This is a genomic window from Frondihabitans sp. 4ASC-45 (assembly GCF_049472575.1).
In the GTDB taxonomy this organism is placed as follows: domain Bacteria; phylum Actinomycetota; class Actinomycetes; order Actinomycetales; family Microbacteriaceae; genus Frondihabitans.
Window position 1 is genome coordinate 74,640 of record NZ_JBCEBN010000005.1, and the last position, 15,836, is coordinate 90,475.

15 protein-coding genes are annotated in these 15,836 nt (G+C 67.4%); 10 read left to right on the top strand and 5 right to left on the bottom strand.

Features of this window, described 5'->3' with window-relative positions; genetic code table 11:
- Positions 1-54 precede the first annotated feature (54 nt).
- The 7 genes from VH571_RS09525 to VH571_RS09555 all read left to right on the top strand — a co-directional run bounded on the left by VH571_RS09525 (position 55) and on the right by VH571_RS09555 (position 6,954).
- Positions 55-504, top strand: coding sequence for a MarR family winged helix-turn-helix transcriptional regulator (locus VH571_RS09525; RefSeq protein ID WP_423264353.1), 450 nt, complete (start codon positions 55-57; stop codon positions 502-504).
- A 5-nt stretch (positions 505-509) separates the two neighbouring features.
- Positions 510-1,802, top strand: a complete 1,293-nt coding sequence (locus tag VH571_RS09530) for an MFS transporter (RefSeq protein WP_423264354.1) — start codon at positions 510-512, stop codon at positions 1,800-1,802.
- A gap of 275 nt (positions 1,803-2,077) precedes the next feature.
- On the top strand, positions 2,078-2,728 hold the full coding sequence (locus VH571_RS09535; protein ID WP_370544314.1) for an ABC transporter permease: 651 nt from the start codon (positions 2,078-2,080) through the stop codon (positions 2,726-2,728).
- Positions 2,715-4,025: an ATP-binding cassette domain-containing protein gene (locus VH571_RS09540; RefSeq protein WP_370544313.1), complete on the top strand. Its 1,311-nt coding sequence runs from the start codon at positions 2,715-2,717 to the stop codon at positions 4,023-4,025. The genes VH571_RS09535 and VH571_RS09540 overlap by 14 nt, the downstream gene beginning before the upstream one ends.
- On the top strand, positions 4,022-4,783 hold the full coding sequence (locus VH571_RS09545) for an ABC transporter permease (RefSeq protein WP_423264356.1): 762 nt from the start codon (positions 4,022-4,024) through the stop codon (positions 4,781-4,783). Before VH571_RS09540 ends, VH571_RS09545 begins: the two co-directional genes overlap by 4 nt.
- A complete protein-coding gene (locus tag VH571_RS09550; protein ID WP_423264357.1) occupies positions 4,780-5,898 on the top strand; it encodes a glycine betaine ABC transporter substrate-binding protein in 1,119 nt (372 codons plus the stop codon). Before VH571_RS09545 ends, VH571_RS09550 begins: the two co-directional genes overlap by 4 nt.
- Before the next feature lie 147 nt (positions 5,899-6,045).
- Complete coding sequence (locus tag VH571_RS09555) at positions 6,046-6,954, top strand: PhzF family phenazine biosynthesis protein (protein ID WP_423264359.1); 909 nt, start codon at positions 6,046-6,048, stop codon at positions 6,952-6,954.
- A 230-nt stretch (positions 6,955-7,184) separates the two neighbouring features.
- On the opposite strand, the gene VH571_RS09560 is transcribed toward VH571_RS09555, so the two are convergent.
- The 5 genes from VH571_RS09560 to VH571_RS09580 are packed head-to-tail and all read right to left on the bottom strand — an operon-like array spanning position 7,185 to position 10,436.
- The gene (locus VH571_RS09560; RefSeq protein WP_423264361.1) at positions 7,185-7,727 is read right to left on the bottom strand and encodes a T6SS immunity protein Tdi1 domain-containing protein; all 543 of its coding nucleotides are present in this window, start codon (positions 7,725-7,727) and stop codon (positions 7,185-7,187) included.
- A 13-nt stretch (positions 7,728-7,740) separates the two neighbouring features.
- Positions 7,741-8,208: a hypothetical protein gene (locus tag VH571_RS09565; RefSeq protein ID WP_423264362.1), complete on the bottom strand. Its 468-nt coding sequence runs from the start codon at positions 8,206-8,208 to the stop codon at positions 7,741-7,743.
- Position 8,209: 1 nt separating this feature from the next.
- A complete protein-coding gene (locus VH571_RS09570) occupies positions 8,210-9,790 on the bottom strand; it encodes a hypothetical protein (protein WP_423264363.1) in 1,581 nt (526 codons plus the stop codon).
- A 2-nt stretch (positions 9,791-9,792) separates the two neighbouring features.
- Positions 9,793-10,080 carry a WXG100 family type VII secretion target gene (locus VH571_RS09575; RefSeq protein WP_423264364.1) on the bottom strand — a complete coding sequence of 96 codons (288 nt, stop codon included), beginning with the start codon at positions 10,078-10,080 and terminating at the stop codon, positions 9,793-9,795.
- A complete protein-coding gene (locus VH571_RS09580) occupies positions 10,077-10,436 on the bottom strand; it encodes a WXG100 family type VII secretion target (protein ID WP_423264365.1) in 360 nt (119 codons plus the stop codon). Before VH571_RS09580 ends, VH571_RS09575 begins: the two co-directional genes overlap by 4 nt.
- Positions 10,437-10,659: 223 nt before the next feature.
- Here VH571_RS09580 and VH571_RS09585 point away from each other — a divergent pair, with 223 nt between their 5' ends.
- The 3 genes from VH571_RS09585 (at position 10,660) to VH571_RS09595 (ending at position 15,796) form a co-directional block, all read left to right on the top strand.
- Positions 10,660-11,247, top strand: a complete 588-nt coding sequence (locus tag VH571_RS09585; protein WP_123943196.1) for a hypothetical protein — start codon at positions 10,660-10,662, stop codon at positions 11,245-11,247.
- 356 nt (positions 11,248-11,603) lie between these two features.
- Positions 11,604-13,853 carry an NADP-dependent isocitrate dehydrogenase gene (locus VH571_RS09590; RefSeq protein WP_423264366.1) on the top strand — a complete coding sequence of 750 codons (2,250 nt, stop codon included), beginning with the start codon at positions 11,604-11,606 and terminating at the stop codon, positions 13,851-13,853.
- Positions 13,854-13,978: 125 nt separating this feature from the next.
- On the top strand, positions 13,979-15,796 hold the full coding sequence (locus VH571_RS09595) for a hypothetical protein (RefSeq protein ID WP_423264367.1): 1,818 nt from the start codon (positions 13,979-13,981) through the stop codon (positions 15,794-15,796).
- Positions 15,797-15,836: the final 40 nt, after the last annotated feature.

Consider the following 15,836-nt stretch of genomic DNA (forward strand, 5'->3'; position numbering starts at 1 on the left):
GCGGTTGGGGCAGCGCGGGTGGCCATATGCATAAGCCAGTTATATAGTTGAGCTATGTCACCCGCCGAGAACGCGCCGTCCACCACCGACGTGGCGCACGCGCTCGAGGCCGTCGTCACCTGGCTGCGCGATTCGCGCGAGCCCGTCGGAATCTCGAAGAGCTCGCTCAGCACGCTGGCGCGCCTCGACGTCGTCGGCCCGCTGCGCATCACCGACCTCGCCGAGCGCGAGGGCCTGACGCAACCCGGTATGACCACGCTCGTCAACCGACTCGTGCAGACCGGCCTCGCTGAGCGCCGCGCCGATCCGGGCGACGGGCGAGCCGTGCTCGTCGCACTCACGAGCGACGGCCTGGCCCGGTTGACCGAGTACCGCGTCTCGAGAACCGAGCTGATCTCCGCTCGGCTCGAGCAGCTGGGTCCTGAGTCGCGAAGCGCCCTGGCCAAAGCCGTGCCTGCGCTCCATCGGTTCGTCGACGACTCCCACGTCACCGAGGAGAAATAGCAGCTATGTCGCACCACACCAGCACCGGCGCCACCCCTGGCGAGAAGCCACCGAGCCCGTTCACGCAGCCACGCGCCGTCTGGGCCGTCGCCTTCGCCTGCGTCGTCTCGTTCATGGGCATCGGGTTGGTCGACCCGATCCTCAAGTCGCTCGCGGGTCAGCTGAGCGCGACGCCGTCGCAGGTCGAGCTGCTCTTCACGAGCTACCTCGTCGTCACGGCGGTCTGCATGCTCGGCACCGGCTGGATCTCGAGCCGCATCGGCCCGAAGCGCACGCTGATCGCCGGGCTCACCATCATCGTCGTCTTCGCGGCCCTCGCCGGATCGAGCGGATCGATCGGCGAGATCGTGGAGTTCCGCGCCGGCTGGGGTCTCGGCAATGCGCTCTTCATCGCGACCTCGCTCTCGGTGATCGTCGGCTCGGCCTCGGGTGGATTCGCCGGGGCCATCGTGCTCTACGAGAGCGCCCTCGGGGTCGGAATCGCGCTCGGGCCGCTGATCGGCGGACTGCTCGGCAACATCTCGTGGCGTGGCCCGTTCTTCGGCGTCTCGGGCCTCATGTTCATCGCTCTGCTGGCGACCATCTTCCTGCTGCCGAAGCTGCCCACCCCGGCCCGCAAACAGAAGCTGTCCGAGCCGCTGACCGCTCTGAAGCACAAGTCGCTCCGCACGACCAGCATCGTGGGTTTCCTCTACAACTGGGGTTTCTTCACCGTGCTCGGCTACTCGCCTTTCTTGATGGGCATCGACAGCCCCATTCAGCTCGGCCTCGTCTTCTGCGGTTGGGGCGTGCTCGTCGCCCTCTTCGCCGTCTGGGGCGCTCCGTGGCTGCAGCGCCGCTTCGGCACCCCGCGCACCCTCTACGTGAACTTTGTGCTGATGGCGATCGACCTCGCCGTGATCGGCATCTTCCCCTACAGCCACGTCACCGTGATCGTCTGCGTGATCGTCGCCGGCGCCTTCATCGGCATCAACAACACGCTGGTCACGACGGCCGTGATGAGCATCGCTCCCGTCGAGCGGCCTGTCGCGAGCGCCACCTACGGATTCGTGCGGTTCATCGGTGGGGGCATGGCGCCGTTCGTCGCTGGCCTGCTGGTGACGGCGTTCAACGAGCACGTGCCGTTCCTGCTCGGAGCCGCGACACTCGTCGCCGCAGCGATCGTGCTCAGCACGGCCCACAAAGCGCTCACCGCGGCCGACCGAGGCGAGGTGGCGCAGCCCGAGATCGACGAGCTCGATCGGGTCGAGAATCGTGACGTGTTCCCGGCGGCCGAGGCGATGGGTAACGCCGACTAGGCCCGTCACCCCCTCGCTGGCACCCCCTCACCTCCCTCCTTCCGAATTCGAAGGAGAAACGTCGATCCGGTAACGAAAACATCAGGATCCGGCCCCGCCGTTGCACGCTTTTCCTTCGAATTCGGAAGCGCTCCCCTGCCATAACGCTCTGCGGCAATTCGATCCGAACTCATATATTCGCTAGGCTGACCAGCATTTGCTTGCGACCGATCTATTCGGAACAGGCGAAAAGCGTGACGAATGTGCTGATGACGATGTGAATGGGTAGACGACAGATGTTGTGGAATTTCGTAGTGGAGCGGTGGGACCAAATCTGGTTCGCCTCCTGGCAGCATCTGTCACTGGTGATCCAGTGCCTGGTGCTCGCCGTCATCCTGGCTCTGGTGATCGCGGCGCTCGTCTACCGCAGCCGCACCTGGAGCGCTGTCGCCAACGGCGTCTCGGCGGTGGGTCTGACCATTCCGTCGTTCGCGCTGATCGGCCTCCTGATCGCGCCGCTCGGCTTCGGCGTCGTGCCCTCGGTCGTCGTCGTGACCTTCTTCGCCGCGCTCCCGGTGCTCCGCAACGCGGTGGTCGGCCTGAACGAGGTCGACCCCAGCATCGTCGAGTCGGCGCGCGGCATCGGCATGAGCAAGTTCCGCACCTTCCTCACCGTCGAGCTGCCGCTCGCCTGGCCGATCATTCTCACCGGGGTGCGCATCTCGGCGCAGATGGTGATGGGCGTCGCCGCCGTCACCGCCTACGCGCTCGGCCCGGGTCTCGGCGGCTTCGTCTTCTCGGGGCTCTCCCGGCTCGGTGGCGCCAACTCCCTGCAATCAGTCGTCGTCGGGGTGGTGGGCGTCGTCGTCCTCGCCCTCGTCCTCGACCTCCTTCTCCTCGGCCTCGGCCGCCTGACCATCTCGCGAGGTATCCGTGTCGCACGCTGACTCCAAGAACGCTGACCCCACCACCACCATCGACAAGACCGCCGACTCCGGCCGCAGCATCCTGCTCGACCAGGTCACCAAGCGCTACCCGGGCCAGTCGAAGCCCGCCGTCGACGGCATCACGCTCGAGATACCGGCCGGCCAGATCGTCATGCTCGTCGGCCCCTCGGGCTGCGGCAAGACGACGACGCTCAAGATGATCAACCGCCTGATCGAGCCGACCGAGGGCCGCATCGTCCTCGGCGACGACGACGTGACCGGCATCGACGGCGACGAACTCCGCCGCCAGATCGGTTACGTGATCCAGGCCGGCGGCCTGTTCCCGCACATGACCGTGAGCCAGAACATCGCGGTCGTGCCGAAGATGCTGGGGTGGTCGAAGGAGCGCATCAGCGCCCGCGTCGACGAGCTGCTCGAATTGGTGTCGCTGGATCCTGCGGTCTACCGCGATCGGTTCCCGAAAGAGCTGTCGGGCGGACAGCAGCAGCGCATCGGCGTCGCCCGCGCGCTCGCCGCCGACCCGCCGGTGCTGTTGATGGACGAGCCGTTCGGCGCCGTCGACCCGATCACGCGTCAGCGCCTGCAAGACGAGCTGATCAACATCCAGCACGAGCTCAAGAAGACCATCGTGATCGTCACGCACGACTTCGACGAGGCCGTGAAGCTCGGCGACTGGATCGTCGTCTTCTCGGAGGGCGCGCACATCGTGCAGTACGACACTCCGGAGCGCATTCTGGCCGAGCCCGCCAACGAGTTCGTCGAGAACTTCATCGGCGCCGGTGCCGGCCTCAAGCAGCTCACGCTGAACCGCGTGCGCGACGTCGAACTGGCCGAGGCGATCGTCGCCCACCCGGGCGACACCGCGTCGTCGGTGCTGGGCCGCGTGGAAGAGGCGGGCCACGGCCACGCCGTCATCGTCGACTCGCGCGAACGTCCGATCCGGTGGCCGTCGCGCCGTCAGCTCGGCCGCCTCGACACGATCCCCGCCGACGTCGACCCAGCGCTCCCCGTCGTCAGCCAGGGGTCGACCCTGAACGACGCGCTCGACACCATGCTCGTCTCGAGCGCCGGTGCCGCCCTCGTCACCGGTCAGCGCGACCGCTTCATCGGGGTCATTACGGTCGAGGTCGTCATGGAGGCGATCACGCGCTCGCGCCGTCTCGCCGCCGACGAAGCCTACAAGCCGGTCGGCACGAACACCGGAACGCTCGACGCGATTCCCGCAGTGACGCAGGCCGACGACTCCGAGCCGACCGAGGCTTCAGGATCCGCGTCCACCGTCGAGGCACCCCAGTGACCGACGTCGTAGCGGTCGAGAGGGCCAGCGGTACGACGAGCTGGCGCGGACTGCTGATTCAGCCCGCTGCCATCGCCCTCGTCTTCGTCGGCTTCGTCGTCTGGCTGATGACCGCTGACCTCACGCCGAGCGAGCGCTCGACGCTCAACCCGTCCGACCTCGTCGACTACGCCGGTCAGCACCTCGCGTTGACCTTCGTGTCGGCGCTGATCGTGCTCGTGATCGCGATCCCGCTCGGGATTCTGCTCACCCGTCGCCCGTTCAACCGGGCCAGCGGCATCATCCTCGCCATCAGCAACTTCGGGCAGGCTGCACCGGCCATCGGGCTCGTCGTGCTCCTCGCGTTCTGGCTCGGCTTCAACTTCCGCTCGGCCGTCGTCGCGCTGGTGCTGTACGCGATCCTGCCGGTGCTGCGCAACACCATGATCGGCGTGCAGAGTGTCGATGCCCGCACGGTCGAGGCCGGGCGCGGCATGGGAATGTCGTCGTTCGCCGTCCTGATGAAGGTGGAGCTGCCGCTCGCCGTGCCAGTGATGCTCTCGGGCATCCGCACCGCGCTCGTGCTGCTGGTCGGCTCCGCCGCCCTCGCGACGTTCATCGGCGCGGGTGGGCTCGGCCTGCTGATCACGACCGGCGTCACGCTCTACCTGCCCCGCGTGCTCATCTCGGGCGCCCTGCTCATCGCGCTCCTCGCGCTGCTCATCGACTGGCTCGGCCGTCTCGTCGAGCATTTCGCCACCCCGAAGGGACTCCGATGACCCGCACTCCTTCTGCCTTCGCTCCTGCCCGAATTCGAAGGAAAAACCGCGTCGGCGCAACGGAAACATCGCGATCGCAGGCCATCCAGCCGAGTTCTTCCTTCAAATTCGGACGCAAGCGACGCCGCGCCCTGCGCGCCTCGCTCGTCGGCGGCCTCACCGTCGCCGCGCTCGCCCTCACCGGCTGCGGCCTCCAGCCCGCTACCGCGTTCGTTCCCGCCGTCGCGCCGGGCTCGATCAAGCACATCGACGGCCTGCCCGCCGACGCGAAGCTGACCGTCACCAGCAAGAACTTCACCGAGCAGCTGATCCTCGGCAAGATCGCCGTGCTCGCCGCGAGCGCCGCCGGCTTCGATGTCACCGATATGACCAACGTGCCCGGTTCCGTCGCGGTCCGGCAGCTCATGCTGACCGGCGGCGCCGACGTGACGTACGAGTACACCGGTACGGCCTGGCTGACGTTCCTCGGCAACGCCAAGGGCATCCCCGATAAGGCCAAGCAGTATGCGGCGGTGCGCGACGCCGACGCGAAGAACGGCCTCGACTGGCTTCAGCCGGCCCCGCTGAACAACACCTACGCCATGGCCATCCGCTCGGAGGCCGCGAAGAAGCTCGGCGTCACCAAGGTGTCGGATATCGCAAAGCTCCCTGTCTCCGATCGCACCTTCTGCGTCGAGTCGGAGTTCAACTCGCGGGCCGACGGCTTCAAGCCGATGCTGAAGCACTACGGCCTCGAGCTCGGCGGGTCGGGTAAGAACGGCGTGCCGTCCGGCAACGTCAGCATCCTCGACACGGGCGCGGTCTACACGGCCACCGACCAGGGCAAGTGCAACTTCGGCGAGGTGTACACGACCGACGGCCGCATCAACTCGCTCGGCCTGACTGTGCTCGATGACGACGAGAAGTTCTTCCCCGCCTACAACGTCGCGCCGGTGTTCCGCTCCGCGACGCTCGACGAGTACCCCCAGCTGAAAGAGGTCTTCGACCAGATCTCGCCCAAGATCACCGACGAGCAGCTGCGCAAGCTGAACCTGCGCGTCGATGTCGGCGGCGAAGAGCCGGCCGACGTCGCTTTCGACTGGCTGAAGAGCGAAGGGTTCGTCACCGCCGGCTGATCTGCCGGCATCTACGCCCAGCGTGCACATATGGGGCTCCGACTCGTCGTCGGGGCCCCATTTGCGTCCTCTCGGGAACGAGACGGGAGTCCAGGATCCGGGGATTGGCCCTTTCGACCGAGCCGCGGGGCCCTCTACCGTGACCCTGTGCCTACCCCCGCTGCCTCCCCCACCTCTGCCCGCGATCGGGCGTTCGCTCAGGTCGACGTCTTCGCGTCGGATCCTTATCTCGGTAACCCGGTCGCCGTCGTGCTCGACGCCGACGGAATGACCGACGAGGCCATGGCGTCGTTCGCCCGCTGGACGAACCTCTCCGAGACCACGTTCGTGCTGCCGCCCACCTCGCCCGACGCCGACTACCGCCTGCGGATCTTCACGCCGAGCGAAGAGCTGCCGTTCGCGGGGCACCCGACGCTCGGATCGGCGCACGCGTGGCTGGAGGCGGGCGGGGTGCCTCGGTCCGGTCGTGCTGACGGCTCCGGCTCCGGCTCCGGCTCCGGCCTTGGCGTCGTCGTGCAGGAGTGCGCGGCCGGTCTCGTTACTCTTCGTCGCACCGACGGTCGTCTCGCCTTCGGCGCTCCCCCGACCATCCGCTCGGGCGCGGTCGACGAGGCCGACCTCGCTCGTGTGGCCGCTGCCCTCGGTGTCTCGCGCGCCGACATCGTCAGCCACCAGTGGATCGTCAACGGGCCGGAGTGGATGGGCATCGAGCTCGCCTCCGCCGACGCCGTGCTCGCCGTCGAGCCCGATTTCAGCGGCGTCCTCGATCTCGCGATCGGCGTCTTCGGCGCCTACCCCGAGGGCTCCCGTCACGCCTTCGAGGTGCGCGGCTTCGTGCCGAACGTCGGAGTGGGCGAAGACCCCGTCACGGGCAGCCTCAACGCCGCGCTCGCGCAGTGGCTTCAGCGCGAGGGCCGGGCGCCGTTGTCGTACACGAACGGCCAGGGCACCCGGCTGCAGCGCGACGGCGTCGTGTCGATCGACGTCGATGCGGCGGGAGACGTGTGGGTCGGCGGGGCGACCACGACGATGATCCGCGGGAGCGTTCTGCTGTAGATGCGGTGGGCGCGGATCCTGCGCTCTGTGTCTGTGCTTCTCTGTGTCTGCCTGTGCGCCGCTCTTGATGGCGCCGAGACTCCACAAATGGCCCATCCTGCCGCTGACTATGGGCCATTTGTGGAGTCTCGCCGCAGGAGCGCCACTCGCCCTGGAGGCGAGACTCCACTCGTTGCGGGTGACTGGGCGGCAGACCCGCAACTAGTGGAGTCTCGCCGTAGGAGCGGCGCTCAGCCGGCGTCGAAGGCGAGAGGTCCGGCGAGCTGCGAGATCAGGAGGACGTGCTCGCGCATCTTCAGGCGCTGGAGGTTTTCGACTCGCTCCGGGCCACCGAGCGCAAGCAGCGGCACGTAGCCGAAGCACTCGTCGAATTCCGGCATACCCAACCGCTCGACGGCCGCCGCATACGAGCGCGCATCCAACTCGGTGTCGAGGAACTCCTGGTCGTCGATCACCAGCAACAACATCTCTAGATCGGCCACGAGCACAGTAACCACGCCGCCGCGGAATCGGAGGATGTTCAGGTAGCCGCGCTCCCACACGACCACGTCGGCGAAGGCGGTTGCGAAGACAGCCACCGCGTCGTCGTGACCGGGGTAGGTCTCGGCCAGAATCGGTGCCCACTCGGCCGGGTCGATTACTCGGAGGCATCCGCCCGCACCGGTAGCGAGGCCGACCTCCCTCCACAGGGCCGAGATCTCGTGAGGAACACGAGCCGAGTGCTCCCGGATCGACGTCTCAGGCATCGCGGCGACAGAAGCAAACGGAGGCATTGAGTTCAGCTTTCTAGAGACCGAGGTCAAGCTCGCGCAGCGCGAGCCCCTCGGGAATCTCACCCGTCTCGTAGTAGGCGAGGTAGATGGCGGCGGCCTCCTCGGCGGAGAAGACCTCGTTCGGCTGCACCTCGAGAGTGTGCTGCCCGAAGGGAATGCTGACCCACGGGGCGTTTGTCGCGCTCGACGACGAGGATCCGACGGCGAACTGGCTGGCGACTCCATCAACCGTGCGCCGCAACTCGATAGACATCGCGGTGGCTGATCCCGCCGACTGCAGGTAGTTCTCATCGGCTGCTCGAGTGGCTGATGCGTCACCGAGAGCGGCCCCGGCCGGAAGCTTCCACAGCGCAAGAGAGAACAGGCTCGTCCCGTTCAATCGGCCGAGCATCCCCGCGAGGGTGTTTGAGACGGGGCCTTCCGAGTCGTCGAGGGGGATCTTGGTAAATCCGTTGACGGTCGTGACATGCGTTGCGATCAATTTATGGAACCTCAATTACTTTGACGGACGTTATCGTTATCCGTTTACCGTGCAGGATCGCAGTTGCGGGGTGATCCAGACTCACCGATTCATCAAAAAGTCGTTGGGGATTTGTCGCTGACCTGTACTTCGACATGGCGTTGCCGCTCTTCACTTCAACTCCCGTGTAGCTGAGGTCTGCGTTTTGGACTAGCCCGTCATATCGACGGCCCTGAACGAAGTTCTCACTCTTTGCCAGAACCTGGTCGGAGATCGGCGTCTTTCCATAGATCTCCGCGTACTGCTGCAATCCAAGCGCTTCTTTGTTCTTGCTGAGCGTGTCGGCTCCCGTGTAATGCCCAAAAACGTCTCGGCCATCCCCGCGGTCGATACCACGAAGGGCTTCTTTCTCCTCTGCGGTCAACGTCCTCGAGGCCGCGGCAGAACCTCGACTCGAATCGACCGCGCTCTCCACCACCACCTTCTCGCCGACACGACGCGTGCCGGCGGCGACCGCACCGCCGCCCGGCAGGAGCATGCCCCACAGCAGGTCTTCGCCGATGTTGGCCTCGGAGCCGTAGACGGCACCGTCGACGACGGCTCCCGAAGTGCTGGCGACGACTCCCTGCAGCACGTAGCCGGCGGCCATCGGCGCGATGCGCACGGCGAGCGCCTCGATGGCCACGCTGAGACCGCCGACGCCGGTGACGGTCTCGGCGACGACGCCCGCGGCGGTGATGGTCGACTCGACGGCCTCGGTCAGCCAGACGACGATGCGTCCCACGCTCGTGGCGGTCTCGGCGGTCACCGCGCCGGCGCCGACGGCGTCCGAGATGCCGAGGGTGAGCGGGGTCAGCAATGCGCTGGCCGCGACGGTCCCGGCGATCATGGCGGCGAGCTTGACCAGTTCCGCAGTGGTGTCGTTGCGCGCCTTCTCGATGGCGTCAGCGCGCGCCCGGCAGCCCGTGGCGATAGCCCGGGCCTGGTTGGCGAGGCCGTCGACGACGGTTCGCACCGACTGCATCTTCTGCTCGATCGACGGGATCTCGGGCGAGCTGAAGCCCGACACGTGCGACAGCGGCCCGGTGGTGTCGATGCCGTCGAGCGCACCGGCGTAGGACTCCCAGGCGCTCCCCGCAGACCGGAGCTTGCCGGTGTCGCCGTCGGGCCATGCCATGCCGATGAGGTCGGCGACGTAGTCGAAACCCCAGGGAAAGTCGCGGTTGCCACCGTGGGACGACGGCGGAGAACCGATGCTGATGGTCGAGGGAGTGGCGGGAGCGGCCACGTCGGATCCTGCTCTCCCGTTCGAGGCGTGAGCCTCGGCGAGCGCGTGGTTGTACCCGGTGACGTGCAGCCCGACGGCGAGGGAGTCGATCGCGGTGAGGAGGGATCCGGTGTCGGTCGTCACGCTCCTGGCGGCCTCGTCGTAGCTGGTGGCCCAGGTCTGACCGGCGTCGTCCGATCCGGCCATGCCTCCGCTCCCGGCGAGCGACGAGAGCAGTGCAGAAGACGACGAGCTCAGGATCCGAATGAGGTCACGGGTCGCGACCCCCGCATCCACGTATCCGGTCGGGTCGACGTCGATCAGGTAATCGCCCATGCTCACGACCACCCCGCCCGGTTGTGCGCAGCGACGGCGTCGTAGGCCGTTCCCGCGGCGGCGGCGATCTTCGCGATGTCGGCCATGGCCTCGGCCATGGTCGCGGCTCCGGCAGACCACTCCCGGTGGAGAGCAGCGAACTGCGCTTGCGCGTCTCCTGACCAGTCGCCCGAGACGCGCCCCGCGGTCCCCTCGACGTGATCGCGGAGGGCGTGGCAGTACTCGGTCATGCGGCCGAGTTCGACGACGAGCTCGTTCAGCGAAGCGCCGACGGCTTTGTGGCGGGTCATCGGGCCTGCCCCGGGGCGCCGATGCGACCGCTGGGTGCTGCAGCCGGGGTCGTTGTTACCTCAGCGCTCGCTGAGGCGGAGGCGACGTGGGTCTCAGTGTCGGCGTAGGTCGACGCGGATTCGGCGAGGAGCCGGGAGATACCGGCGAGGGCGTCTTGCACCGTCGCCGCCCCCTGCAGCCACTCCGTCCAGTCGCCCGCGAAGGCGTCCGCCGCACCGCCCGCCCAGTCGGCTCCGATCAGCCCCGAGACAAGTGACTGGCAGGCGGCGACCCGCCCCTCGAACTCGACGAGGTGCTCGGCGACGTCGGCACTCGCAGCCTCGACCGCCTCCGATGACACGCGGAATTCCGCCATGCTCTCCCCCTTCACCCACTTTCGACGCTAAACGAGGTGATGCGCAGGCCGCAAGCCTGCAGGGGGTGCACTTATGCCCCCGAAATCCTCATGCCCCCGAAATCGAGACTCCAGTAGATGCGGGTGCCGAGGGCGCCTACCCACACCTACTGGAGTCTCGCGACATCGCCGCGCTACAGCGGGCGGGCGAAGCGGGGCAGCGCGCGAACGGTAGCGTGGAACCATGACCGAACTCGACGAGGCCATCGAACGATTCGTCCGGCCCCGGCGCGGAATCGAGGCGCTCCCCGTCGAATCGGAGGAGGTCGCCGGGTCGTGGGCCCTCCAGTCTCTGCTGGCCGAGACCGCGATCGCACTCCGCCGACGCGGGATCGAGCCCGTCACGACCGTCATGCTCGGTCGGGCCGCGAACGGTGCGCCGATCTACAAGAGCGTTGCGCCGTGCTGGCCGCTCGAGATCTTTGCACTCACGGCCCGAGGGGTCGCGTTGCCGTATTCGATGCTGACGCAGGATGTTCCGGGGATGGATCCGCCACCGCGCATCGACGCTCCCGTCGTCTGCGTGCGCCCCACTCCGATCGCGGTCGGCCCCGGGCCGGGCGACGTCGAGGTGAATCGGCGCGGGCAGCTGCTGTGGCGGTGGGCCGCGACGGGGTCAGCGGATCCTTCGGCTCTGCCGTGGACGACCGGGTTCCGCGAGCGCTTCGACGCCAACTGGTCGGAGCACCGCTCGGGCCCGCTCGTCGAGCCGGTCGCGTTCGCCGTGGTGGATCACCTGGCGGGCCGGATCGAGCGCGGCGTCATCCACTGAGCCCCGCGCGGGCGGCGCACGCTGTCGACGCACCCCCTGATGGCCAGGTGACCCCCGATTGCCAGGCCGATTGTGGCCAACCGGGGATGCGCCGCGGGATGGACAGTGGCTGAGTGACGGGCCGCCGGATCCTTGGGTTGCCGAATCGGGAGGACGACGACGCTGCCTGCGACGGACGAGGCGAGGGGCCCATCACGTTCGTGAGCGGCAATCGGCCGTAGGCTTCTCTTCTGTGTTCACCGACGAACAGCCCCGGCTCCTCGGCAATCGACGATCAGTCAGTCACGACCCTCCCGCCTTCGCGCGGTCGGCATGCGATGGGGTCCACGTCTCCAGACTGAAAGATCCGCCTCCGCATGCACGAAATCATCTACACGCTGACCGACGAAGCACCCCGCCTCGCCACTGCCGCTCTTCTTCCCATCGTGCAGGCGTACGCGGAGAAGGCCGGCGTGCACGTCGAGACGTGTGACATCTCATTGGCGGCGAGGATCCTGGCGAACTTCCCGGAATACCTTCGCCCGGAGCAGCGTCAGCCCGACGCCCTTGAGGAGCTCCGGGCCCTGATCTCGGACCCGACGACGAACATCATCAAGCTCCCCAACGTGTCTGCGTCACTGCCGCAGCTGCAGGCTGCGATCGCGGAGCTGCAGCAGGCCGGTTACGCCGTGCCCGACTATCCGGCCGCTTCCTCCGACCCGGCGAGCGAGACCATTCGGTCTCGGTACAACGCCCTCAAGGGGTCGGCCGTGAATCCGGTCCTCCGGCAGGGCAACTCCGACCGGCGCGCACCGGCCTCCGTGAAGGCCTACGCCCACAAGCACCCTCACCCGATGGGCCCCTGGAGCCCGGAGTCGAAGACGCACGTCGCCACCATGACGGCCAACGATTTCCGCGACACCGAGAGATCCACCGTCATCTCGGCCGACGGCCCGGTCACGATCGAGTTGGTCGGCGACGACGGCACCCACGCACCACTGCGAGAGCCCCTGATGGTTGGAGCTCAGGACGTCCTCGACGCGGCGGTCCTTCGAGTGGGGCCCCTTCGCGAGTTCCTCGCCGAGCAGCTCGACCGCGCGCGAGAGGACGACCTCCTCTTCTCGGTGCACCTCAAAGCCACGATGATGAAGATCTCGGATCCGATCCTCTTCGGTCACGCCGTCCGCGCGTACTTCCACACCGTTTTCGACGCGCACGGCGATGCACTAGCAGCCGCCGGTATCAACCCCGATGACGGCCTCGCCGCACTGTTCGCCCGGCTGGAAAACCTTCCCGACGGTGCCACCATCCGCGCGGCATTCGACGACGCTCTGGCCGCCGAGCCGAAGCTGGCCATGGTCGACGTGGCCCGCGGCATCACGAACCTGCATGTGCCGAGCGACGTCATCGTCGACGCCTCCATGCCCGCCATGATCCGCTGGTCGGGTCAGATGACAGGGCCGGACGGGTCCAGCCACGACACCCTCGCCGTCATCCCCGACTCCAGTTACGCCGGTTTCTACCAGACCGTCATCGACGACTGCCGCATCAACGGCGCCTTCGACCCGGCGACTCTCGGCACCGTGCCGAACGTGGGCCTCATGGCCGGCGCCGCCGAAGAATACGGCTCGCAAGACACCACCTTCGAAATCCCCGGCGCCGGGAGGGTGCTCGTCAGAGACGCTGCCGGAACGGTCCTCCTCGAACATGTCGTGGCCCAAGGTGACATCTGGCGGATGTGCCGCACCCGCGACGACGCCATCAAAGACTGGGTCGCACTCGCCGTCAAGCGCGCCACAGCAACCCACGCCCCCGCCGTCTTCTGGCTGGACTCGTCGCGCGCCCACGACACCGTCATCGCGCAGCTCGTCGCGAGCTACCTGGCCCTGCACGACACCACTGGCCTCGACATCTCGATCATGGCACCCGTCGACGCGATGACCTTCACCCTGGAACGATTCCGCCGGGGGGAAGAGACGATCTCGGTCACCGGGAACGTGCTCCGCGACTATCTCACCGACCTCTTCCCCATCATGGAGCTCGGTACCAGCGCCAAAATGCTGTCGGTCGTTCCCCTCCTCGCCGGCGGCGGACTCTTCGAAACCGGCGCCGGCGGAACCGCCCCGCGGCTCCTCGACCAGCTCCGCGACGAAAACCACTTCCGGTGGGACAGCCTCGGCGAATATCTCGCTCTTGCGGCCAGCTTCGACCACCTCGCCACCGCGACCGGCGACGCCGGAATCCGGGCCCTCGCCGACACCCTCGACCGCGCCACCGCGACACTGCTCGACGAGAACAAGAGCCCTGCCGACGACGTCGGCACCATCGACAACCGTGGCAGCCACTTCTCCCTCGCCCTCTACTGGGCCCAAGAACTGAGCCGCCAAACGACCAGCCCCGACCTCAAGGCCGTGTTTACCCCGCTCGCAGAGCAGCTCTCCTCCCACGAGGCCGCTATCGAGGGGGACCTCACCGGGGCGCAAGGCCACGAGCAGGATCTCGCCGGCCACTACCTGCTCTCCGACGCGGTTCTCGCCGACGTGATGCGGCCGTCATCCCTCTTGAACGAGATCGTCGACAGCTTCGGCACTCACCAGCTCGGGGCATGGGTCAGCACGCGAGCCTGAACGCCGAGAGGCCGTTCGCCCGGACTGGGGGTTAAACCACCCCTTTCCCGTTCGCCGTCTCCCCTAGGATTCAGAAAAAGCGGCCGAGATCACATCGGCCGCGCCTGACAACACGGGGGAACACCATGTCCGCACCACGTCTGCGCCGCCGCGCGCTCACGATCACCGCCGCTCTCGCCGGCACCGTCGGGCTCGCGCTCGGCGGCATCGCACCCGCGAACGCCGCGGCGCCGGTTGCAGCAGCTCCGGCAGCAGCTCCGGCCCAGAGCGCGACCGCGTCGAGCCGCGCCCTCGACGCGCTGCACAACACCGACTTCGGAACGCCCGCCAGCCGAGCGGCCGTCGCCCAGGCGTTGAACGGGACCGCTGCCGGATCCTCGACGCTTCCGTCGTCGACGCTTCAGCGCAGCGCGACCACCGACGCGGTACGCCCGGCACCCGTCGGCGCGATCCCGGCCGCGAAGGTAGACCCGAACGCGAACGCCGGTGGTGCGTACGCGCAGGCCGTTCTCGGCGACGAGCTCTATGGCGTCAGCTATGACTGGGAATCCGACGAGACGCGCCTTCAGCACTGGACATCGTTCGGCTGGAAGACGGTCGCCGGCGCTCCCACCGACATCGACGAGCAGGTCGTCGTCGTCGGAAACCTGCTCTACTTCACGGTCAGCACGTACTCCCGCAGCGGCAAGGCCACTGTCACGCTCACCAGCTTCGACGGCACGAACTACGCCGCGGTGAAGACGTTCTCCCACGACGTCACGCTGGCCTCGGCCGGGTCGACGCTGACCATCGTCGAAGACACCACCGACTACGACAATTACGATGACGACTATTTCACCCAGACTTCGGCCATCACCCGCTACGACGGAACGACCTTCTCCACCCCGATCACGACAACGAAATCGCTGGCCAGCCCCGTCTCCATTGGCGACACTCAGTACTTCTGGGTCCAGAGCCTGACGTCGAACGCGATGGCTCTTTACCGCGTCGACCCGAGCGCTCTCACGCGGATTAGTGCATCGCCCGAGGCCATCACTGGCGTCGAATGGAAGGGTGCCTTCTACTTCGGTGGAGTCTCGCCGAAGACCGAGACCGTAGCCGTCTACCGCTTCGACGGCACCGGCGAACCGACCCCGGTCACCACCGGTGTGTCGTTCAAGACGGCCACGGCCCTGCCTGCCGTGGGTGTCTACGACGGCGACCTCGAGTTCACCAACCAGACGAAGGGCCAGCGCCCCACGCTGTACAGCTTCGACGGCACCACGACGACCAACGAGGGCCCGATCGGCGGGACCGTCGCACCGTTCGGCATGTTCAAGGAGTTCGGCTCGAAGCTGTTCTACACGTCGTACGACTTCGACGGATTCAGCACCTACATCTACGACAAGAACGCCAAGGCCGGCACCCCGATCGAGTCGACCGTCCCCACCGTCGCCGGAACCCCGAAGGTCGGCAAGAAGCTGACCGCCGTCCCCGGCGACTGGACCGCCACCGCCAAGCTCTCGTACCAGTGGTCGGTCGACGGCAAGGCCATCGCCGGGGCGACCAAGCAGTACCACACGGTCGCGCCCGCCGAGCTCCGTCGCACCCTGACCGTCAAGGTCTCAGGATCCGGCCCGGCCTTCGTCACAGCCACCCAGACCAGCGCCTCGACCGCTGCCGCCCTCCCCGGCACCTTCGCGCTGAAGCCGGTCATCTCGGGCAAGACCGTCGTCGGCTCGAAGCTGACCGCCGTCACATCAGGCCTCAAGCCGAAGTCAGCCACGCTCACCTACCGCTGGTTGCGCGATGGCAAGCCGATTTCCGGCGCCACCAAGAAGACGCACACCGCGTCGAAGGGTGACGTCGGCACGAGCCTGACCGTCAGTGTCAAGGCGTCGAGCCCCGGCTACAGCACCGCCTCGGTGACAAGCGCGGCCAAGAAGGTCACGACGAAGAAGTAGTCGCTTTACGCCAAAGGGCGAGTGTTCGGTGGCCTGGTGA